Origin of the sequence: Streptosporangium sp. NPDC023615 (assembly GCF_040640155.1) — a bacterium.
Lineage (GTDB): Bacteria > Actinomycetota > Actinomycetes > Streptosporangiales > Streptosporangiaceae > Streptosporangium.
The window spans coordinates 19,698-41,395 of the sequence record NZ_JBFABE010000032.1 but is presented as its reverse complement, the minus strand read 5'-3'; the positions used below and the strand labels follow the sequence as shown (position 1 = coordinate 41,395).

The 21,698-nt window shown below is 72.2% G+C and carries 19 protein-coding genes; 15 read left to right on the top strand and 4 right to left on the bottom strand.

Features of this window, described 5'->3' with window-relative positions; genetic code table 11:
• Positions 1-118 precede the first annotated feature (118 nt).
• From AB0G16_RS22210 to AB0G16_RS22180, 7 genes are all read left to right on the top strand, one after another.
• The gene (locus AB0G16_RS22210) at positions 119-1,441 is read left to right on the top strand and encodes an MFS transporter (RefSeq protein ID WP_362807871.1); all 1,323 of its coding nucleotides are present in this window, start codon (positions 119-121) and stop codon (positions 1,439-1,441) included.
• Positions 1,442-1,599: 158 nt separating this feature from the next.
• The gene (locus tag AB0G16_RS22205) at positions 1,600-3,672 is read left to right on the top strand and encodes a molybdopterin-dependent oxidoreductase (RefSeq protein WP_362807868.1); all 2,073 of its coding nucleotides are present in this window, start codon (positions 1,600-1,602) and stop codon (positions 3,670-3,672) included.
• Positions 3,669-5,072, top strand: coding sequence for an FAD-dependent oxidoreductase (locus tag AB0G16_RS22200; protein ID WP_362807865.1), 1,404 nt, complete (start codon positions 3,669-3,671; stop codon positions 5,070-5,072). Before AB0G16_RS22205 ends, AB0G16_RS22200 begins: the two co-directional genes overlap by 4 nt.
• Before the next feature lie 89 nt (positions 5,073-5,161).
• Positions 5,162-7,609 carry a nitrite reductase large subunit NirB gene (gene nirB, locus AB0G16_RS22195; RefSeq protein WP_362808000.1) on the top strand — a complete coding sequence of 816 codons (2,448 nt, stop codon included), beginning with the start codon at positions 5,162-5,164 and terminating at the stop codon, positions 7,607-7,609.
• A 133-nt stretch (positions 7,610-7,742) separates the two neighbouring features.
• Positions 7,743-8,096 carry a nitrite reductase small subunit NirD gene (nirD, locus tag AB0G16_RS22190; protein WP_362807862.1) on the top strand — a complete coding sequence of 118 codons (354 nt, stop codon included), beginning with the start codon at positions 7,743-7,745 and terminating at the stop codon, positions 8,094-8,096.
• Positions 8,097-8,162: 66 nt separating this feature from the next.
• The gene (locus AB0G16_RS22185; RefSeq protein WP_362807859.1) at positions 8,163-9,332 is read left to right on the top strand and encodes a uroporphyrinogen-III synthase; all 1,170 of its coding nucleotides are present in this window, start codon (positions 8,163-8,165) and stop codon (positions 9,330-9,332) included.
• Entirely contained in the window at positions 9,329-10,063 is a 735-nt protein-coding gene (locus tag AB0G16_RS22180) for a CbiX/SirB N-terminal domain-containing protein (RefSeq protein ID WP_362807857.1), read from the top strand. Before AB0G16_RS22185 ends, AB0G16_RS22180 begins: the two co-directional genes overlap by 4 nt.
• 60 nt (positions 10,064-10,123) lie before the next feature.
• On the opposite strand, the gene AB0G16_RS22175 is transcribed toward AB0G16_RS22180, so the two are convergent.
• Both AB0G16_RS22175 and AB0G16_RS22170 read right to left on the bottom strand, forming a co-directional pair.
• Complete coding sequence (locus tag AB0G16_RS22175) at positions 10,124-10,978, bottom strand: PAC2 family protein (protein WP_362807854.1); 855 nt, start codon at positions 10,976-10,978, stop codon at positions 10,124-10,126.
• 64 nt (positions 10,979-11,042) lie between these two features.
• Complete coding sequence (locus AB0G16_RS22170) at positions 11,043-11,501, bottom strand: universal stress protein (protein ID WP_362807851.1); 459 nt, start codon at positions 11,499-11,501, stop codon at positions 11,043-11,045.
• 96 nt (positions 11,502-11,597) lie between these two features.
• Between AB0G16_RS22170 and AB0G16_RS22165 the strand changes: the two genes are divergently transcribed.
• The 8 genes from AB0G16_RS22165 (at position 11,598) to AB0G16_RS22130 (ending at position 19,505) form a co-directional block, all read left to right on the top strand.
• Positions 11,598-11,795 (top strand): hypothetical protein, encoded by a 198-nt coding sequence (locus tag AB0G16_RS22165; protein ID WP_362807848.1) that lies wholly within the window; start codon positions 11,598-11,600, stop codon positions 11,793-11,795.
• A complete protein-coding gene (locus AB0G16_RS22160; protein ID WP_362807845.1) occupies positions 11,792-12,469 on the top strand; it encodes an HAD family phosphatase in 678 nt (225 codons plus the stop codon). The genes AB0G16_RS22165 and AB0G16_RS22160 overlap by 4 nt, the downstream gene beginning before the upstream one ends.
• 133 nt (positions 12,470-12,602) lie before the next feature.
• On the top strand, positions 12,603-13,190 hold the full coding sequence (locus AB0G16_RS22155; protein WP_362807843.1) for a cellulose synthase: 588 nt from the start codon (positions 12,603-12,605) through the stop codon (positions 13,188-13,190).
• A gap of 264 nt (positions 13,191-13,454) precedes the next feature.
• Positions 13,455-14,456, top strand: a complete 1,002-nt coding sequence (locus tag AB0G16_RS22150) for an ABC transporter permease (RefSeq protein WP_362807840.1) — start codon at positions 13,455-13,457, stop codon at positions 14,454-14,456.
• 50 nt (positions 14,457-14,506) lie between these two features.
• Positions 14,507-16,282, top strand: a complete 1,776-nt coding sequence (locus tag AB0G16_RS22145) for an ABC transporter substrate-binding protein (RefSeq protein WP_362807837.1) — start codon at positions 14,507-14,509, stop codon at positions 16,280-16,282.
• Between the two features lie 78 nt (positions 16,283-16,360).
• Positions 16,361-17,374 (top strand): ABC transporter permease, encoded by a 1,014-nt coding sequence (locus AB0G16_RS22140; protein ID WP_362807834.1) that lies wholly within the window; start codon positions 16,361-16,363, stop codon positions 17,372-17,374.
• Entirely contained in the window at positions 17,371-18,408 is a 1,038-nt protein-coding gene (locus tag AB0G16_RS22135; protein WP_362807830.1) for an ABC transporter ATP-binding protein, read from the top strand. Before AB0G16_RS22140 ends, AB0G16_RS22135 begins: the two co-directional genes overlap by 4 nt.
• A gap of 77 nt (positions 18,409-18,485) precedes the next feature.
• Positions 18,486-19,505, top strand: coding sequence for a dipeptide ABC transporter ATP-binding protein (locus tag AB0G16_RS22130; RefSeq protein ID WP_362807997.1), 1,020 nt, complete (start codon positions 18,486-18,488; stop codon positions 19,503-19,505).
• A 150-nt stretch (positions 19,506-19,655) separates the two neighbouring features.
• Here the strand turns inward: AB0G16_RS22130 and AB0G16_RS22125 are convergent, their stop codons facing one another.
• The gene (locus AB0G16_RS22125) at positions 19,656-20,339 is read right to left on the bottom strand and encodes a response regulator transcription factor (protein ID WP_362807826.1); all 684 of its coding nucleotides are present in this window, start codon (positions 20,337-20,339) and stop codon (positions 19,656-19,658) included.
• The gene (locus AB0G16_RS22120; RefSeq protein ID WP_362807824.1) at positions 20,336-21,340 is read right to left on the bottom strand and encodes a sensor histidine kinase; all 1,005 of its coding nucleotides are present in this window, start codon (positions 21,338-21,340) and stop codon (positions 20,336-20,338) included. Before AB0G16_RS22120 ends, AB0G16_RS22125 begins: the two co-directional genes overlap by 4 nt.
• Positions 21,341-21,698: the final 358 nt, after the last annotated feature.

Sequence of the window (21,698 nt, the reverse complement as noted above, 5' to 3'; positions counted from 1 at the left end):
ATTGCGTATTTCCACGGTTAGTCACACGTAACCGGCGCACCATCACAGACAGTGAATGTGCGTAACGGCCCCCTCGTAGGTTTCGGACCGAAGCCCCCGAACACGCGCAGGAGGAACGATGGCGAAGCCCTGGATCAGTGACTGGCGGCCCGACGACCCGGACTTCTGGCAGGGGCGGGGCAGAAGGGTGGCCCGGCGGAACCTGATCTTCTCCATCTTCGCCGAGCACCTGGGGTTCACGCTGTGGACCGTGTGGAGCATCGTGGCCGTGCAGATGGGCTCCTACGACTTCTCCACCGACCAGCTCTTCTGGATCGTCTCCCTGCCCAACCTGGTCGGGTCGGCCCTGCGCATCCCCTACACCTTCGCCCCGGCCAGGTTCGGCGGCCGGAACTTCACGGTGGTCAGCGCCCTGCTGCTGCTGGTGCCCGCGGTGCTGCTGGCGTTCGCGGTCGGCGACCCGAACACCCCGTACTGGATGTTCCTGGTCATCGCGGCCACCGCGGGCCTGGGCGGCGGCAACTTCGCCTCCAGCATGGCCAACATCACCCACTTCTACCCCCAGGGCAGGCAGGGGACGGCGCTCGGCCTCAACGCGGCGGGCGGCAACATCGGGGTCAGCTCCGTGCAGCTCGTCATGCCCCTGGTGATCGGCGCGTTCGGGCTGGCCGCGGCCGGATTGTTCTGGATCCCGTTCATCCTGGCCGCCGCGCTCGGCGCCTACCTCTTCATGGACAACCTGACCTCCGCCAAGGCCAGCCCCGCCGACCAGCTCAAGGTCGCCGGCCGCGCCCAGACCTGGATCATGTCGCTGCTGTACATCGGCACGTTCGGCTCGTTCATCGGCTACGCCACGGCGTTCCCGCTGCTCATCAAGAGCCAGTTCCCCGAGCAGGCCTCCCTGGTCGGGCTGGCCTTCCTCGGCCCGCTGGTCGGCTCCCTGATCCGCCCGGCCGGGGGCTGGCTGTCGGACCGGCTCGGCGGGGCCCGGGTGACGCTGGTCAACTTCGGCGCCATGGCGGGCGCGGCGGCGCTGGTCTGGCAGGGCCTGGCCCAGCACGCCTTCGCGCTCTTCTTCGGCGCGTACATGCTCCTGGTCGCCGCCACCGGCATCGGCAACGGCTCCACCTACCGGATGATCCCGGCGATCTTCCGGGCCAAGGCCGTCGCGGGTCTGGCCCCGGGCACGGCGGCCCACGAGGCGGCGCTGGCGGTCGGCAGGCGGGACTCCTCCGCGGCGGTCGGGATCATCTCCGCGATCGGCGCGTTCGGCGGCTTCTTCATCAACCGCGGGTTCGGCAGCTCCATCGCCGCGACCGGCGGGGCCGGGGCCGCGCTGGGGTCGTTCGCCGCCTTCTACGTGGTGTGCGCGGTCCTCACCTGGGCCTGCTACCTGCGTACCGCGGGTCCCGTGCCCAGCCTGGCGGCGGCCCGCGTGTGACCGCCGGCACGCCCGGCACGCCCGGCACGCGGCGCCGGCCCGGCCGGCGGACGGCTCACACCCGCCTCACCGCGCGTGTGAACGCGGTTAGCGGCTTGTAGCACATCGGTAACAGGGGAGACCTCGCGGTGAAACCGCCTGAAAGCACCATCGGATCCATGCCGATCTCACTGCCCGCCCCGCCGCCTGTGAAGGCCGGGACGGCGACGCACTGCCCGTACTGCGCCCTGCAGTGCGGCATGAACGTCGCGGCGGGTGAGACGGTCACCATCACCCCGCGCCACGACATCCCCGCCAACGCGGGAGGACTGTGCCAGAAGGGCTGGACCGCCGGTGAGCTCCTCACCGGCGAGCGGCTCACCACCCCCCTGCTGCACGGCGAGGAGGTCGGCTGGGACGAGGCGCTCGACTTCGTCGCCGACCGCCTCCGCGCCGTCCAGGCCGCCCACGGCCCCGACGGGGTGGCCGTGTTCGGCGGCGGCGGGCTGACCAACGAGAAGGCCTACCAGCTCGGCAAGTTCGCCCGGGTGGTGCTGCGGACCAGCCAGATCGACTACAACGGCCGGTTCTGCATGTCCTCGGCCGCGGCGGCCACCGGCCGCGCCTTCGGCATGGACCGCGGCCTGCCGTTCCCGATCACCGACCTGGCCCGCGCCGACGCGGTGCTGCTGGCGGGCGGGAACGTGGCCGAGACCATGCCGCCCTTCGTCCGCCACCTGGCCGCGATGCGCGAGACCGGCGGGCGGCTGATCGTCATCGACCCCCGCGTCACCCCGACCGCCCGCCAGGCCGACCTGCACCTGCAGCCCACCCCCGGCACCGACCTGGCGCTGGCGCTGGGCCTGCTGCACATCGTCGTCGCCCAGGGCGACGTGGACGAGGACTACGTGGCCGCCCGCACCACCGGCTTCGAGGCGGTCCGCACCTCGGTCGCGGCCTGGTGGCCCGAGCGGGTGGAGCGCGTCACCGGCGTGCCGGTCGCCCGGATGCGCGCCGCGGTGGCGATCCTGGCCGCGGCCGGCCGGGCCGCGATCCTCACCGGGCGCGGCGCCGAGCAGCACGCCAAGGGAACCGACACGGTCGGCGCGTTCGTCAACCTCGCCCTGGCCCTCGGCCTGCCCGGCCGGGAGGGGTCGGGGTACGGCTGCGTCACCGGGCAGGGCAACGGCCAGGGAGGCCGCGAGCACGGCCAGAAGGCCGACCAGCTCCCCGGCTACCGGAAGATCGACGACCCGGCCGCCCGCGCGCACGTCGCCGCCGTCTGGGGCGTCGACCCCGCCGACCTGCCCGGCCCCGGCCGCTCGGCCTACGAGCTGCTGGACGCGCTCGGCACCCCCACCGGTCCCCGTGCGCTGCTGCTGTTCGGCTCCAACCCGCTGGTCTCGGCGCCGCACGCCGGGCGGGTGGCCGAGCGCCTGGGCGCGCTGGACCTGCTGGTGGTCTCGGACCTGGTCCTGTCGGAGACGGCCGCCACGGCCGACGTGGTACTGCCCACCACCCAGTGGGCCGAGGAGAGCGGCACCATGACCAACCTGGAGGGCCGGGTCCTGCTGCGCCGCCGGGCGCTCGACGCGCCGGAGGGGGTGCGCAGCGACCTGGAGATCCTGCGCGGCCTGGCCGCGCGGCTGCGCGGGACGGACGGCTTCTCCGCCGACCCCCGCGAGGTCTTCGACGAGCTGCGCCGCGCCTCGGCCGGCGGGATCGCCGACTACGCGGGCATCACCTACGAGCGGATCGCGGCCGAGACCGGCGTGTTCTGGCCGTGCCCGGACGAGGACCACCCCGGCACCCCCCGGCCGTTCCTGGACCGCTTCCCCACCCCCGACGGGCGCGCCCGCTTCATACCGGTCGAGCACCGCCCGCCCGACGAGGACGTCGACGCCGAGTACCCCCTCTACCTCACGACCGGGCGGGTGCTCGCCCACTACCAGAGCGGCGCGCAGACGCGGCGGATCGCCGCGCTCAACGCGGCGGCACCGGAGGGCTTCGTGGAACTGCACCCCGACCTGGCCGAACGGCTGGGCGTGACGCACGGCGAGAGGCTGCGGGTGGTCGGCCGGCGCGGCGCGACCGAGGCCCCGGCGAAGGTCAGCGCGTCCATCCGTCCCGACACCGTGTTCATGCCCTTCCACTGGCCCGGCGTCAACCTCCTCACCAACCCCGCCCTGGACCCGGTGTCGCGGATGCCGGAGTTCAAGGTGTGCGCGGTCAGAGTGGAGCGTGCCCGATGACCCGGATCGTGGTGGTGGGCAACGGCATGGCCGGCGCCCGCCTGGTGAGCGAGATCCGCGCCCGCGACCGGCACGTGGGACTGACCGTGTTCGGCGCCGAGCACGGCCAGCCCTACAACCGGGTGCTGCTGTCGAACGTGGTGGCCGGGACGATGCCCCCCGAGCGGGTGCGGCTGCTGGACCCGGCCTGGTACGCCGACCACGCGGTGACGGCCGTGCCCGGCGTCGAGGTGGTCGCGGTGGACCGGGACACCCAGGCCGTCATCACCGCCGGCGGCCGGCGCGAGCCGTACGACGTGCTGGTGCTCGCCACCGGCAGCGAGGCCGTGGTGCCGCCGATCCCGGGCGCCGAGCGGGCCGTGACGTTCCGCACCATGGACGACTGCCACGCGATCCTGCGGGCGGCCCGGTCGGCGCGGCGCGCCGTGGTGGTCGGCGGCGGGCTGCTCGGCATCGAGGCGGCCCGGGGCCTGGCCGGGCGGGGGCTGCCGGTGACGCTGCTGCACCTGGCCGACCACCTGATGGAGCGGCAGCTCGACGCCGAGGCCGGGCTCGTGCTGGGCCAGACCCTGGGCGGACTGGGCGTGGACATCAGGACCGGCGTCGTCATCGAGGAGATCACCGCCGACGGCGTACGGCTCACCGGGGACGAGACGGTCGAGGCCGACCTGGTGGTGCTGGCCTGCGGCATCCGCCCGGTGACCTCCCTGGCCGGGGACGCGGGGCTGGAGGTGGCGCGCGGGATCGTCGTCGACGACGAGATGCGCACCGACGACCCCTCGATCTTCGCGATCGGCGAGTGCGCCGAGCACCGGGGCCGGGTGTACGGCCTGGTCGCCCCCGCCTGGGAGCAGGCCGCGGTGGTCGCCGACCTCGTCACCGGCACCGACAAGACCGCCCGCTACCGGGGGTCGCGGCTGGTGACCCGGCTCAAGGCCAGCAGCGTGGAGCTGGCCGCGATGGGCGAGACCCACCTGACCGAGGACGACGCCGAGGTCGTGCGGTTCAGCCACCGGGCCACCGGCACCTACCGCAAGCTGGTCATCCGGGACGGTCGCCTGGTGGGCGTGATCCTGCTGGGCGAGACCTCCACGGTGGGCAACCTCACCCAGCTCTTCGACCGGGGCGGGCCGCTGCCGGGCGACCGGGCGGGCCTGCTGTTCCCCGGCCTGTCCGGCGGCACGGTCGCCGAGAGCCCGGTCAGGATGCCCGACGCCGCCAGGGTCTGCCAGTGCAACAACGTGACCAAGGGCCAGATCAGGGCCTGCTGGGAGTCCGGCGCCAGGGACGTCGCGGCCGTCGCCGCCGCGACCCGGGCCACCACCGGCTGCGGCGGCTGCCACGACGCGGTGGAGGGCATCGTGGACTGGCTCTGCGAGCAGGAAGGGGTCTCGGCGTGACCGGCGGACCCCACGCGGGACGACCCGGCGCGACGGGCGCGGGGCGGACGGACGCGACGGACGAGAAGGACGAGAAGGGCAGGACGACCATGTCACGGCTTGTCGTGGTAGGACACGGACCGACATCGCACCGCCTGGTCGAGGCCCTGATCGCCAAGGGTTTCGCGGGCCGGATCACCGTGCTGGGGGAGGAGCCCCGATCGGCGTACGACCGGGTGGCGCTGACCTCGTACCTGACCGGGAAGAGCGTGGAGGACCTCAGCTACCCGGTGCCGGAGGGGGTCGTGCTGCGGCTCTCGTCACGGGTCGTCGAGATCGACCGGCGGGGGCGGGAGGTCGTCACCGCCGACGGCCACCGGGAGCCCTACGACACGCTGGTGCTGGCCACCGGGTCCAGCCCGTTCGTGCCGCCGGTGCCCGGCAGGGAGCTGGAGGGCTGCTTCGTCTACCGCACGATCGACGACCTCGACGCGATCAGGCGGGCCGCCGAGGACGCCACCGCCGGCGTGGTGATCGGCGGCGGGCTGCTGGGCCTGGAGGCCGCCGACGCGCTGCGCGGCCTGGGCATGGACACGCACGTGGTGGAGATGGGCGGCTGGCTCATGCCCCGCCAGGTCGACGAGGGCGGCGGCTCCGTGCTCCGCGGCCACGTCGAGGCCCTCGGCCTGACCGTGCACACCGACGCCGGCGCCAAGGAGATCGTCGCCGGCCCGGACGGGCGGGTCGCCGGACTGGTCAAGCCCGACGGGGAGACCGTCGAGGCGCAGATCGTGATCTTCTCGGCGGGGGTCAGGCCCCGCGACGAGCTGGCCCGTCAGGCCGGGCTGGAGGTCGGCGCGCGCGGCGGGATCGCGGTGGACGACGGGATGCGCACGAGCGACCCGGCGATCTACGCGGTCGGCGAGTGCGCCCTGCACGACGGCATGGTCTACGGGCTGGTCGGCCCGTGCTTCACGATGGCCGAGGTCGCCGCCGACCGCGTCTGCGGCGGCGAGGCGGTCTTCGCCCGCGCCGACCTGTCCACCAAGCTCAAGCTGCTCGGCGTGGAGGTCGCCCAGTTCGGCGCCATGGACGGCGCGCTGGACGTGACGTTCATGGACCCGGTGGGCGGCGTCTACCAGAAGCTCTTCGTCAGCGACGACGCCCGCACGCTGCTGGGCGGGATCTGCGTGGGCGACGCCACCCCGTACAACACCCTCAAGCCGTTCGTCGGCCGCGAGCTGCCCGGGTCGCCGAGCGAGCTGTTGTTCACCGGCGGCCCGGCGAGCGTGGAACTGCCCGACGACGCCCAGGTCTGCTCCTGCAACAACGTCACCAAGGGGCAGGTGTGCTCGGCCATCGCCGACCACGGCCTCACCGACGTGCCCGGGATCAAGGCGTGCACGCGGGCGGGCACCACCTGCGGCAGCTGCGTCCCGATGCTCAAGCGGATCCTCGTCTCCTCGGGCGTCGAGGTCTCCAAGGCCCTGTGCGAGCACTTCGAGCAGAGCAGGGCCGAGCTGTTCGACATCGTCAGGGTCCGCGGGCTCACCACGTTCTCGCAGATCATCGCCGAGCACGGCGCCGGGCGCGGCTGCGACGTGTGCAAGCCCGTCGTCGCCTCGATCCTCGCCTCGCTCGGCAACGGCCACATCCTCGACGGCGAGCAGGCCGCGCTGCAGGACACCAACGACCACTTCCTGGCCAACATCCAGCGCAACGGGACCTACTCGGTGGTGCCGCGCATCCCCGGCGGGGAGATCACCCCCGAGAAGCTGATCGTGATCGGCGAGGTGGCCCGGGACTTCGACCTCTACACCAAGATCACCGGTGGGCAGCGGATCGACCTGTTCGGGGCCCGGGTGGAGCAGCTCCCGCTCATCTGGAAGCGCCTGGTGGACGCCGGCTTCGAGTCCGGCCACGCCTACGGCAAGGCGCTGCGCACGGTGAAGTCGTGCGTGGGCTCCACCTGGTGCCGCTACGGCGTGCAGGACGCGGTCGGCCTGGCGGTGGCGCTGGAGCTGCGCTACCGGGGACTGCGCTCGCCGCACAAGCTCAAGTCGGCCGTGTCCGGCTGCGCCCGCGAGTGCGCCGAGGCCAGGGGCAAGGACTTCGGCATCATCGCCACCGAGCTGGGCTGGAACCTCTACGTGGGCGGCAACGGCGGCTTCACCCCGCGCCACGCCGACCTGTTCGCCTCCGACCTGGGCACCGAGGAGCTGATCCGCGTCATCGACCGGTTCCTGATGTTCTACATCCGCACCGCCGACCGCCTCCAGCGCACCTCGGTCTGGCTGGAGAACCAGGGGCTGGACTACGTCAAGGAGGTGGTCCTGGAGGACTCCCTCGGGATCTGCTCCGACCTGGAGGCCCAGATGGCGCGGCACGTGGCCGGATACGCCGACGAGTGGCGCGCCACGATCGAGGACCCCGAGAAGCTGCGCCGGTTCGTCTCGTTCGTCAACGCCCCGGGGACGCCCGACCCCTCGATCGCCTTCGAGACCGAACGCGACCAGGTCAAGCCGGTCCTGATCCCGCTGGAGGTGGTCCGCTCCTGAGCCGGGCCCCCGACCGGCACGACCGGCACGACCGGCACGACCGCCCGGACCGCCGCACCGAGCGACCCGCATGACGCGAACGACCCGCATGACCCGCATGACCCGAGCAGTCCGAGCAGAAAGGCCCGCGCCGATGACCGCCGTACGCGAAGACCTGGAGACGACCGTCTGGACGCCGGTCTGCTCCTACACCGACCTGCTGCCCGAGCGCGGAGCCTGCGCGCTCGTCGGCGGCCACCAGATCGCGCTGTTCCGCACCTTCGACGGTGCCCTGTACGCGATCGGCAACCGCGACCCGTTCAGCGGCGCCCAGGTCCTCTCCCGGGGGATCGTGGGCACCCGGGCGGGCGAGCCCATCGTCGTCTCTCCCATGCACAAGCAGGCCTTCTCCCTGGTCACCGGGGCGTGCCTGGACGAGGAGCCGGTGGCCGTGCCGATCTACCCGGTCCGGCTGGCCGGCGGGGCGGTCGAGGTGAGCGCGGCGTGAGCACGCGCGGGGCTCGCCCCGACCGCCCTCCCGGCCGGACGTCCACGAAGGAGTGGTGAACGACAGATGAGCATCACCGCCGCCGACGACCACCTCGGCTCTCCGGAGACCGCGCCCGACGCGCTGGCCGGGTTCACGATCGGGGTCACCGCCACCCGCCGGCGCGAGGAGTTCTGCGCGCTGCTGGAACGCCGGGGCGCCAGGGTGGTGCGCGCCCCGGCGATCCGGCTGGTGCCCCTGGCCGAGGACGCCGAACTGCTGGCCGCCACCCGCACCAGCCTGGCCGCCCCCGTCGACGACGTGGTGGTCACCACCGGCGTGGGCTTCCGGGGCTGGATGGCCGCGGCGGAGGGCTGGGGCCTGTCGGGCGAGCTCGCCGGGCACCTGGCCGCCGCCCGGCTGCTGACCCGCGGGCCCAAGGCGCGCGGCGCGGTCAGGGCCGCGGGCCTGACCGACCACTGGACCCCGCCCACCGAGTCGTGCGAGGAGGTCAAGCAGTACCTGCTGGCCCAGGACCTGCGCGGGCGCCGCATCGCCGTGCAACTGCACGGGGAGCCGCTGACCGGCTTCGTGGCCGCGCTGCGCGAGGCCGGGGCGGAGGTCATCGAGGTGCCGGTCTACCGGTGGCTGCCCTACCGCGACGTGTCGCCGCTGCGCCGCCTGGTCAGCCAGGCGATCTCCGGAGGGGTGGACGCCGTGGCGTTCACCAGCGCCCCGGCCGTGCTGGCCATGCTCAACTCCGCCCGCGCCGAGGGGCTGGAGGACGCGCTGATCGCCGCGTTCGCCGGCCCGGTCGTGGCCGCCTGCGTGGGCCCGGTCACCGCGGCCCCCCTGGAGGCCCGGGGGGTGCGCACCGTGCAGCCCGAACGCTCCCGGCTGGGCACCCTGGCCCGCACGCTCGCCCGGCACCTGCCCGAGCACAGCGTCACCCGGCTGACCGCCGGCGGTCACCGCCTGGAGATCCGCGGCCACGCCGTCGCCGTGGACGGGGAGCTGAAGCCGCTGCCGCCGGCGCCGATGGCGGTCCTCAAGCGCCTGGCCGACAAGCCGGGACACGTGGTGGCCCGCTCCGACCTTCGCGTCGTGCTCCCGGGAGGACCCTCTCGGGACTCGGCCGAGCACGCGGTCGAGATGGCCATCACCCGCCTGCGCCGCGCCCTCGGCCCCTCGGGGATCGTGGAGACGGTCGTCAAGCGCGGCTACCGGCTGGCCTGCGACCGCGGTGAGGGCCTTTGACGACGCTGGTCCTGGCCGGGCACGGGACGCGCAGTGCCAGGGGGGAGGAGACCGTGGCCGGACTGTGCGACCTGGTGCGCGCCGGACGGCCGGGGACGCGGGTCGAGCAGGCGTTCCTGGAGATCAGCTCGCCCCTGCTGGCCGATGTCCTCGCCGGCCTGACCGGTCCCGTCGTGGTGGTCCCGCTGCTGCTGGCGGGCGGCTACCACGTACACGTCGACCTGCCCTCGGTGGTGGCCGCGGCCAGGCCGGACGCCGTGGTCGCGGCCCCGCTGGGACCGCATCCGCTGCTGGCCGCCGTCCTGGCCCGGCGCCTGGCCGCCGCCGGCCTGCGGACGGCGGACTCGGTGATCCTGGGGGCGGCGGGCTCCTCCGACCCCGCGGCCCTCGCCGACGTACGGGCGGCGGCCCGGCTGCTGTCGGTCCGGCTCGCCCGCCCGGTCAGCGCGGCCTTCGCCGCCGCCGGCACCCCCACGGTCGCCGAGACCCTGGAGCGGTCGCGCTCGGGACCCGCGCCGAGGGTCGCGCTGGCCTCCTACCTGCTGGCGCCCGGGTTCTTCCAGGGCCGTCTGGAGGCGGCCGGAGCCGATCTGGTCTCCCAGCCCCTGGGGGTGGACGCCGACCTGGCCGCGCTGATCTGGACCCGCTTCGACCAGGCCCGCCGCACGGCGGCGGCCGCCGGTGCCGGCCGGGCGCGGCGGAGCCTGCGGGAGATGCCGCGCCCGGCCTGAGCCGGGCGTCTTCCCGGGGCCTCGGCGCCACCGGCCCGGGCCGCCGGCGCCTGTGAGGCCTCAGCCGTCGGAGTCGCGGTCGCGGCGGCGCAGGTAGCGCTCGAACTCGGCCGCGATGGCGTCGCCGCTCGCCTCGGGCAGCTCGGCGGCGTCCTTGCGCTCCTCGAGCTCCTTGACGTACTCGGCGACCTCGCTGTCCTGGGAGGCCAGCTCGTCCACGCCGTGCTCCCAGGCCCGGGACTCCTCGGCCAGCTCGCCCAGCGGCATCGGGATGTCGAGCAGGTCCTCCATCCGGCTGAGCAGCGCCATGGTGGCCTTCGGGTTGGGCGGCTGGGCCACGTAGTGCGGCACCGAGGCCCACAGCGAGACGGCGTGCACGCCGGCGGCGCCCAGGGAGTGCTGCAGCACGCCGACGATGCCGGTCGGGCCCTCGTAGCGGCTCAGCTCCAGGTTGATCGCCCTGGCCAGGCCCTCGTCGGTCGCCGATCCCACGATCGGCACCGGGCGGGTGTGCGGCGAGTCGTTGAGCAGCGCGCCGAGCAGGACGGCCAGCTCGACCCCCAGCTCACGGCAGACGACCACGATCTCCTCGCAGAACGCCCGCCAGCGCATGTTGGGCTCGATGCCGCGCAGCAGCACCACGTCGCGGTCGACGCCGGGGGGCCTGGCCACCGAGAGCTTGGTGGTGGGCCAGGTGATGGAGCGGGTCAGGCCCTCACCCATCTCGACGATCGGGCGGGTCACCTGGAAGTCGTAGTAGTCCTCGGGGTCCAGGGCGACCAGGGGAGTGGCCTTCCACTCGTCCTCCAGGTGCGCGATCACGCCGCTCGAGGCCTCGCCCGCGTCGTTCCACCCCTCGAACGCGGCGATCATCACCGGGTCGACGAGCTCGGGCAGACCTTCGATTTCGATCACGCGCCCCTCCTTTTCGCCTTACCGTCCTATCCGGCTAAGCCTATGCGGTGAGGGGGGCCTCACGTCACCTACCCGAGGTGGTGTGGACGATCAGGACGTCGCGGCCCGCACGCTGCGACACGGCGGACGGCACCGAGCCCAGCAGGCGCCCGGCCAGGCTGTTGAGCCCCCGGTTGCCGACGACCACCAGATCGGCCCCGAGCCTGTCCGCGAGCGAGACCAGCACGTCCACGGCGTCGCCCTCCTCGGCGGCAAGCTCGATCGTCCGGGCGCCCGCGGCGACCGCGTGCTCCCGGGCGGCCCGCAGGGCGTCGTCGGCCGGGGTGGAGCCGGTGACCTTGTAGGAGAGATCGCCGAGGGCGTCGGCCGCGGCGGTCCGCTCGCGCTCGCGCATCGGGGCGTAGGCGCACGCCAGCACGAGGACGGCGCCGGTGGCGGCGGCCAGGGAGGCGGCCGAGGAGACCGCGCCGAAGGAGGAGGGGGAGCCGTCGGTGCCGACGAGGATGGTGCCGTAGGTCGTCATCGTTACCTCACACGGGTCACGAGAGTAATTGGACGCGACGTTCAATTGCCTTCACGAACGATAACCCCCCGGACCGGCCCCGGTACCCTTGCCCCCATGACGAGCACCCCGCGCATGCCGTCCACCCTGACCACCCTGACCACCCTGACCACCCTGACCACCCTGACCACCCCGTCCGTCCCGGTCACGCCGTTCACGCCGTCCCTTCGCGACGTCCCGGCCCGACGGGCGGCGGGCGCCGCCGGGGCGGCGCGGGCCGTCCACCGCCCCGAGGCCGGACGTCCCGGCGCATGACCGGCGATCGGGGGGACGAGACGATGCAGGCGGTCCTGTTCGACATGGACGGGCTCCTCGTGGACAGCGAGAAGATCTGGTTCCAGGTCGAGGCCGAGGTGATGGAGCGGCTCGGCGCCGGCTGGACGCCCGCCGACCAGGAGAACCTGGTGGGCGGCTCCATGGCCTCCAGCGTGGCCTACATGCTCCGCGTCTCCGGCTCCGGCGCCGCACCGGAACAGGTGGCCACCTGGATGGTGGACGGCATGATCACCCGCCTGTCGGGCGGGGTGGAGATGATGCCCGGCGCCGCCGCCCTGCTGGCCGAGGTGCGCCGGGAGGGCCTGGCCACCGCCCTGGTCACCTCCTCGGCCCGGCCGATCGCCGAGGCGTGCCTGCGCGGCATCGGCGCCCACCACTTCGACCGGATCGTCACCGGCGACGACGTGACCAGGCACAAACCCGACCCCGAGCCCTACCTGACCGCCGCCGGGCTGCTGGGCGCCGAGCCGTCCCGCTGCGTCGCTCTGGAGGACTCCCCGAACGGGGTGACGGCGGCGACCGCGGCCGGATGCCGGGTGGTGGCGGTGCCGAGCGTGCTGCCGATCCCCGGGGCGCCGGGACGGCTGGTGGTCGGCTCGCTGCTGGAGGTCGACGTGGCGGCCCTGCGCGCGCTGTCGGCCACCCGTCCCTGAGGGGGATCTCCCTGAGGCGGGGCGCGACGGCGGTCCCATCCCCTAAGGGGTGATCCCTCCTTGGGAAGGAGACCCCGTCCCGATTCCACGTGCCAGGATGGAGGACGGGTACGCCGATACGAGGGGGTTCGCTATGTCGTTCGGACAGATCGCATGGTTGCCGCTCTGCGCCGGGATCACCGGGGTGGGGCTGGTGCTGAGTTTCCTGCTGATGCGGCGCCGGGGGGCCGCCGCCGGGCTGCGCGCGATGGCCTGGTCGCTGCTGCCGGTCGCGGCCTACCTGACCGGGGCGCTGCCCACCCTGTGGCAGATCGGCACGGCGATCGTCGGATTCGTCACCGGCCTGGCGCTCAACCCCGTGGTGTGGGCCGGGGTGGGGGTGGCCGGGCTGTCCGTGCTGCTCTTCCTGATCTCGGGGTTCCTGCGCGGCCGGCGGCTCAAGGCCGCGGCGTCGGGGGCCTCCTCCGGGCGGTCGGCGTCTGCCGCCCAGGCCACTTCCGGAACCTCGGCCGCGGCGGCCACGGCCGGGCGGGAACGGGCCGGGCTGCCCGGCGCGACGGCCCCCACCCAGCCGCTGCCCAAGCGCACCCCCAGGGACCAGGCCGCGCCCGCCCAGGCCCCCGCGGCCCGGCCCGGCACGCCCCGCGCCGCCGGCAAGCCCGCCGCCGACGACGATTTCTCCGATATCGAGGACATCCTCAAGCGCCGCGGAATCGGATGACGTACGGTGACGGCCCGTTTCAATGTCACGGTTCCGAGACAGAAGCGGAACGGCGCCCGGACATTTTTCGCGGGATCAAAACAAATGAATTTCGCGTGAATCACAGTTAAGCCACATAGCGCCTCAGGGGACTGGTCATCGCAGTTCAGCCCGTAGATTCTGCGCACGGGACCAAGAAAACTGGCCCACAGACTCACGGCTCGTCGTCCGAACCCGGCGGCGAGCCGACGGACAATGTCGTCTGGGATCCAGGGGGCCACCTGTATGACCGCACCGCTCGACGCACCCGGCAAGCCCGCCGAGGTCCCGCCGGAGGCAGTGCTCGCCGGGTCGGACGCCAAGGCCATCCAAGGCCGCTCGCTCGGACAGATCGCGTGGATGCACCTGAAGCGCGACAAGGTCGCGCTCATCGGTGCGGGCGTGGTCGTCCTGTTGATCCTCACCGCGATCTTCGCGCCTCTGATCGTCAGCGTCTTCGGCCACCCGCCGAACGAGTTCCACCAGGAGATGATCGACACCTCCACCATGACGCCCAAGGGCGGCACGGGCATCGGGGGGGAGTTCCTCTTCGGCGTGGAGCCGGTCAACGGCCGTGACCTCTTCAGCAGGGTGATCTACGGGGCGCGCATCTCACTGCTGATCGCGGTCCTCGCCACCTTCCTCTCCGTCGTCATCGGCACCGTCATGGGCGTGGTGGCGGGCTACTTCGGCGGCTGGGTCGACACCCTGATCAGCCGCGCGATGGACGTCTTCCTCGCCTTCCCCCTCCTCGTCTTCGCCATGGCGCTGGTCGGGGTCCTCGGGCAGTTCGAGCAGAGCCTCGGGGTCTCGGGGGACACGCTGCGCATCGGTCTGCTGATCTTCGTGATCGGCTTCTTCAACTGGCCGTACATCGGCAGGATCATCCGGGGCCAGACCCTGTCACTGCGGGAGCGGGAGTTCGTCGACGCCGCCCGGAGCCTGGGCGCCCGCGGCCCGTACATCCTGTTCCGCGAGATCCTGCCGAACCTGATCGCCCCGATCCTCGTCTACGCGACGCTGCTCATCCCCACCAACGTCCTCTTCGAGGCGGCGCTGTCGTTCCTCGGGGTCGGCATCCAGGCGCCCACGGCGACCTGGGGCGGCATGCTCTCGCAGGCGGTCAAGTTCTACAACGTGCCGCACTTCATGTTCTTCCCCGGCATGGCGATCTTCATCACGGTGCTGGCCTTCAACCTCTTCGGCGACGGGTTGCGCGACGCGCTCGACCCGAAGTCGTCCCGCTGATCTCCGATCTTCCGTCTCCCGTTGTCCCTACCCATCAAGGGGTGCAGTAAATGAACAAGCGATCCGCACTGGCCTTCGCGGCCACGGGTGCCGCTCTCTCCCTCGGGCTCGCCGCCTGTGGTGGTACCAGCAGCTCGCCGACGACCCCCGCCGGTGGCGGCGCCTCCGGCTCGGGTGCCCCCGCCGCCGCCGACGCCTTCAACGCCGGCCTGGAGAAGGTGTTCAACCCTTCCGACAAGAAGGGTGGCATCCTGAAGATGGCCATCTCCGAGGACTGGGACTCGGTCGACCCGGGTGACACCTACTACGGCCTCTCCTGGAACCTGATCCGCATCTACGGCCGCTCGCTGGTGACCTACACCCCGGCCCCCGGCGCCGAGGGCCGCAAGCTCGCCCCCGACCTGGCCGAGAGCCTGGGCGAGGCGAGCGACGGCGGCAAGACCTGGACCTACAAGCTCCGCACGGGCCTGAAGTTCGAGGACGGCACGCCGATCACGTCCAAGGACGTGAAGTACGCCGTCCTGCGGTCCATGGACAAGGAGACCTTCGTCAACGGCCCGACGTACTTCAACGACTGGCTGGACCTGCCGAAGGACTTCAAGAGCGTCTACAAGACCCCGGACGTCAACACCGACTCCGCGATCGAGACGCCCGACGACCAGACGATCGTCTTCCACCTGAAGAAGGCCTACGGAGGCTTCGACAACTTCGCGGCCCTGCCCGGCACGATCCCGATCCCCAAGGACAAGGACACCGGCGTCAAGTACCGCGAGCACGTGATCGCCTCGGGCCCGTACAAGTTCGACAAGGTCGAGGCCGGCAAGCGCTACACGCTGGTCCGCAACGAGAACTGGGACCCCGCGACCGACCCGATCCGCAAGGCGCTGCCGGACGGCTACGAGATCTCCCTCGGCGTCAACGCCGACGACCTCGACAACCGGATCCTCTCCGGCGACCTGCACATCGACCTCGCCGGCACCGGTGTCCAGCCGGCCGCGCTCGGCCGCGTGCTGAGCGACCCGGCCCTGAAGGCCCGGTCGGACAACCCCACCGCCACCCGGACCTGGTACACCTCGATCATCGGTGACGTGCCCCCGCTCGACAACGTCGACTGCCGCAAGGCCATCATCTACGGCGCGGACCGGGTGGGCCTGCAGAACGCCTACGGCGGCGAGTTCGCCGGCGGCGACATCGCGACCGGCCTGATGCCCCCGACCCTCGGCGGCTGGAAGAAGCTGGACCTCTACCCGACCGGCACCGGCGACGCGGCCAAGGCCAAGGAGGCCCTCACCGCCTGCGGCAAGCCCGACGGCTTCGAGACGATCATGGCCTACCGCGCCGACCGTCCCAAGGAGAAGGCGACCGCCGAGTCGCTGCAGCAGTCGCTGGCCAAGGTCGGCATCAAGCTGACCCTCAAGGGCTACCCCACCGGTGACTACTTCTCGCTCTACGCCGGCAAGCCGGACTTCGTGAAGAAGAACGGCATCGGCCTGGCCACCAACGGCTGGGGCGCCGACTGGAACGACGGCTTCGGCTTCATGTCGCAGATCGTCGACAGCCGCACCATCCGCGAGTCGGGCGGTAACTACAACCTCAGCATCAAGGACAAGGAGATCGACGCGAAGATCGACGAGATCTTCACGAAGACCGAGGTCGCCGAGCGCGACGCGCTCTGGGGCGAGATCGACCAGAGGGTCATGGAGCAGGCCTACGTGCTGCCCGGCGTCTGGTCCAAGAGCGTCCTCGTCCGTCCCCAGGGCGCGACCAACGTCTTCGTCACCGGCGCGTTCGACATGTACGACTACCTGAACCTGGGTGTCCAGTAACCGTCGGCGATCCTGTTCAGCAAGGAAGAGGCTTGAGGGGACCGGCTCACGAGGCCGGTCCCCGGAGCCGGGGGGACTGTGGTCACTTACATCATCCGGCGCCTGATCGGCGCCCTGCTCATGCTCATCATCGTGAGCATGGTCACGTTCTCGATCTTCTTCGTCGTTCCCCGCCTCGCGGGCGCCACGTCGGAGGACTTCGCCAGCAGGTACATGGGCAGGGCCGCCAGCTCGGAGATGATCTCGGTCACGGCGGAGAAGCTGGGGTTCAACGACCCCATCCCCGTGCAGTACGGACGCTGGATCAGCGGTGTCTTCGTCGGCTCCGAGTTCGACACCGGCGCCGCCATCGAGCAGTGCCCCGCCCCCTGTTTCGGCTACTCCTTCATCAAGAGACAGCCGGTCTGGCCGGAACTGGTCGACCGCATCCCGGTGACCATGTCCCTGGCCGCCGGCGCCTCGGTGATCTGGCTGCTCGGCGGGGTCTCGGTCGGCGTGCTGTCCGCGCTGCGCAGAGGCTCGATCTTCGACCGGGCGGCGATGAGCGTCGCGCTCGCCGGGGTCTCCCTGCCGATCTTCTTCACCGGCATCGTCTCCCTGGTGGTCTTCAGCTACGGGCTCGGCATCACCGCGCCGGGCGGAAGCTTCACGCCCCTTCAGGAGAACCCGGCGCAGTGGGCCTACAACCTCCTGCTGCCGTGGATCACGCTCGCCTTCCTCTACGCCGCGTCCTACGCGCGGCTGACCCGGGCGGGAATGCTGGAGACCATGGGGGAGGACTACATCCGCACGGCGCGGGCCAAGGGCATGAAGGAGTCCAGCGTGGTCGTCAAGCACGGCCTGCGCGCCGCGCTGACCCCCATCCTGACGATCTTCGGTCTCGACCTGGGCCTGCTGCTGGGCGGCGCGGTGCTCACCGAGAGCACGTTCTCGCTGAAGGGCATCGGCGACTACGCGGTCCAGGCGATCGTGTCCAACGACCTTCCGAAGATCATGGGCGTCACCATGGTCGCCGCGCTCTTCGTGGTGGTGGCCAGTCTGATCGTCGACCTGCTGTACGCGGTGGTCGACCCGAGGGTGAGGCTGGGATGAACGCTCCGACGAGCTTCCTCGAACTGAGAGACCTGCGGATCCACTTCCCGACCGACGACGGGCTGGTCCGGTCCGTCGACGGGCTGTCGTTCCAGCTGGAGCGGGGCAAGACGCTCGGCATCGTCGGCGAGTCCGGCTCCGGCAAGAGCGTCACCTCGCTGGGCATCCTCGGGCTGCACAAGGGCGGCCGCGCCAGGATCTCCGGCGAGATCTGGCTGGACGGCGAGGAGCTGGTCGCGGCCTCCGCCGAGCACGTCCGGCTGCTGCGGGGCAAGAAGATGGCGATGATCTTCCAGGATCCGCTGTCGTCGATGCACCCCTTCTACACCGTGGGCGCGCAGATCGTGGAGGCGTACCGCATCCACAACCAGGTCAGCAAGAAGGTCGCGCGCAAGCACGCCGTCGACATGCTGGGCCGGGTGGGCATCCCCCAGCCGGACAGGCGCGTCGACAGCTACCCGCACGAGTTCTCCGGCGGCATGCGGCAGCGCGCGATGATCGCGATGGCCCTCTCCTGCGACCCGGAGCTGCTGATCGCCGACGAGCCCACCACGGCCCTCGACGTGACCGTCCAGGCCCAGATCCTGGACCTGATGCGCGACCTGCAGCGCGACTTCAACGCCGCGCTGATCGTCATCACCCACGACCTGGGCGTCGTCGCCGAGCTGTCGGACGACATCCTGGTGATGTACGCGGGCAAGGGCATCGAGTACGGCACGGCCGAGGACATCTTCGAGCGGCCCGAGCACCCCTACACATGGGGTTTGCTGGGGTCGATGCCACGCCTCGACCGCGAGCGGACCGAACGGCTGATGCCGATCAAGGGTGCGCCGCCCTCCCTGATCAACGTGCCCCCGGGGTGCGCCTTCCACCCGCGCTGCGCCTTCGCCGGCCGCAACGGGCAGAGGTCGAGCACCGAGGTGCCCGAACTGCTGGAGAGCGAGGGCGGTCACCTGGTCCGGTGCCACATGCCCCGCGAGGTCAGGCTGGACATCTGGGAGAACGAGATCAAAGCGAACCTGGAGTCCTCGTGAGCGAGCGAGCAGACAACCCCGTCACCCCGGTCACCTCGGCGGCACGGCCGGAGCGCCAGGGGCCCGAGAGCGAGCCGCTGCTGTCGGTGCAGGGGCTGGAGAAGCACTTCCCCGTCACCAAGGGGCTGCTCAAGCGTCAGGTCGGCGCGGTCAAGGCGGTCGACGGGATCAGCTTCGACGTCCGCAAGGGCGAGACGCTCGGCCTGGTGGGCGAGTCCGGCTGCGGCAAGACCACGACCGGACGTATGATCACCAGGCTCATCGAGCCGACCGGCGGGAAGGTCATCTTCGAGGGCCACGACATCACCCACATGTCGCAGGCGAAGATCCGGCCGCTCCGCCGCGACGTGCAGATCATCTTCCAGGACCCCTACTCCTCGCTCAACCCCCGCCACACGGTCGGCGCCATCGTCGGCGCGCCGTTCCGCATCCAGGGGGTCAAGACCGAGAAGGGGGTCAAGAAAGAGGTCCAGGACATCCTGGCCCTGGTCGGGCTCAACCCCGAGCACTACAACCGCTACCCCCACGAGTTCTCCGGCGGGCAGCGCCAGCGCATCGGCATCGCCCGCACGCTCGCGCTCAAGCCCAAGCTCATCGTCGCCGACGAGCCGGTCTCGGCCCTGGACGTGTCCATCCAGGCCCAGGTGGTCAACCTGCTGGAGGACCTGCAGAACGAGCTCGACCTGACATACGTGGTCATCGCGCACGACCTTTCGGTGGTCCGGCACATCAGCGACCGGGTGGCGGTCATGTACCTCGGCAAGATCGTCGAGCTGGCCGACCGCAAGGACCTGTACGAGTCGCCCATGCACCCGTACACCACCGCGCTGATGTCCGCCGTCCCCATCCCGGACGTCAAGCGGCGCAACGACCGCGAGCGCATCCGGCTGCAGGGCGACGTGCCCAGCCCGCTCAGCCCTCCGCCCGCCTGCCGGTTCCACACCCGGTGCTGGAAGGCGCAGGAGGTCTGCAGGACGGTGGAGCCGCCCCTGGCCGAGCTGGCCCCCCGCCACCAGGTCGCCTGCCACTTCCCGGAGAACGCCCCCGCCGGGTCCGTCGACGGGCAGGGCCTCGCGCGGCCCCTCGCCGCCGACTGAGGCTCCCCGTCGCGCCGGTGAGGCGTCTCAAGGACCGGGGGCGACCCGCGGGCGCCCCGCGAGCTCCGCGAGCTCGCGGGCCCCGCGGGTCCTCGGTCCCGCGAGCCCCACGGCCCCCGCGACCCCGCGGGCCCGTTCGCGCCCGGCTCCTCAGGGCAGCGCGCCCGGCGTGATCAACCCGGTCTCGTACGCGAGCACGACGGCCTGGACACGGTCACGCAGGCCCAGCTTGGTGAGCACGTTGCCGACGTGCGTCTTGACGGTCGTCTCGCTCACCACCAGCTCGGCGGCGATCTCCGCATTGGACATGCCCCTGGCGATCAGGCGGAGCACCTCCAGCTCCCGCTCGGTCAGCCGGTCCAGACGCGCCGGGGTGGACTGCCGGTGGGCCGAGGGCAGGTGGGCGCCGAACCTGTCCAGCAGGCGCCTGGTGACGCTCGGCGCGACGATGGCGTCACCGGCCGCCACCACCCGGATCGCCTGGACCAGCTCCTCGGGCGGCACGTCCTTCAGCAGGAAACCGCTGGCACCGGCGCGCAGCGCCTCCACGATGTACTCGTCGAGATCGAAGGTCGTCAGCACCAGCACCCGCGGCACGTGCGCGCCGCCGACGGCCTCGCGCACGATCCTGCGGGTCGCCTCGATGCCGTCCACCCCGGGCATCCGGATGTCCATCAGCACCACGTCCGGCAGCAGCGCCCGCGACTGGTCCTGGGCCGCCTTGCCGTCCCCGGCCTCGCCGACCACGGTCAGGTCGGCCTCGGCCTCCAGGATCAGCCGGAAACCGGTGCGCAACAGCGGCTGGTCGTCCACCAGCAGCACTCGGATCGTCATCGCGTGTCCTTGAGAGGAAACCGGGCATCGACCTCGAATCCGCCCCCGGGCCGCGGGCCGATCCTCAGGAGTCCACCATAGAGGGCGACCCGCTCGCGGATGCCCGCCAGTCCGTGACCGGTCACCTCCTCGTCGTCGCCGCCCGCCCCCGGGCCGAGGCCGTCGTCGGCGACGGAGACGGCCAGGGCGTCCGGTTCGTGGCGCACCGTCACCCAGGCCCGCGCCCGCGGCCCGGCGTGGCGCAGGCTGTTGGTGAGGGCCTCCTGGACCAGCCGGTAGGCCGCCAGGTCCACCCCGGGGGAGAGCGTCTCCCGCTCGCCCTCGATCGACAGCTGCGTCCGCAGCCCGGCCTCGCGCATCTGGACGATCAGTGCGGGGATCTCCCGTACCCCGGGCTGGGGTCCGCGCTCGGCCGGGGTGGCGTCGGTCCTCAGCACCCCCACGATGCTCCGCATCTCCGCCATCGCGGTCCTGCCGAGCTGCTCGATCGCGGACAGGGCCTCCCGGGCCCCGTCGGGGTCGCTGGCCAGCACCCGCCGCGCCGCCGCGGCCTGCACGGTCATCACGCTCACGTGGTGGGCGACCACGTCGTGCAGCTCGCGGGCGATGCGGGAGCGCTCCTCGGCCCTGGCGGCCCGGGTGTCGGCCTCGCGGGCGCGTTCCATCCGCCGGTCCCGGTCACCCAGCTCCGCCTGGTAGGCCCGGCGCAGCCGCACGCTCCGCCCGGCCACCCAGAGCGAGGCGGCGAGGACGACCACCAGCAGGTGGGTGCTCCACCGGCCGGTCCCGCCGTCCACCACGGACGACAGCAGATAGGCGGTCACCGCCAGCGCCGGCGCGAACAGGCTGAGCGCCAGGCCCCGCCGGGAGGCGATCACGTAGACCAGCGCCAGGGCCACCCCCAGGAGCGGCCACGAGGCCCACCCCGCCGCGACCGGCCCCGCCGCGGCCAGCCCCACCTGCCCCAGACAGACCAGAAAAAGAAGGAGAGACGGACGCATCAATGGTGACGCTGTGTCGGTGGCGACGCTGTCGCGTCGCGGTGAGGCCGCTCGAATCCGGCTCCTTCCCTCGTCACTCATCCGCTCCGCTCCTGCTTATCTGCGACGCTGTCGCGTCGCGGTGAGGCCGCTCGAACCCGGCTCCTTCCCTCGTCACTCATCCGCTCCGCTCCTGCTTATCTGCGACGCTGTCGCGTCGTGGTGAGGCCGCTCGAATCCGGCTCCTTCCCTCGTCACTCATCCGCTCCGCTCCTTCGCTCCTCAGTCCAGTCCCCGGCGCGGCCTCACGGCGCTCCTCGGTCCAGTCCCCGGCGCGGCCTCACGGCGCTCCTCGGTCCAGTCCCCGGCGCGGCCTCCG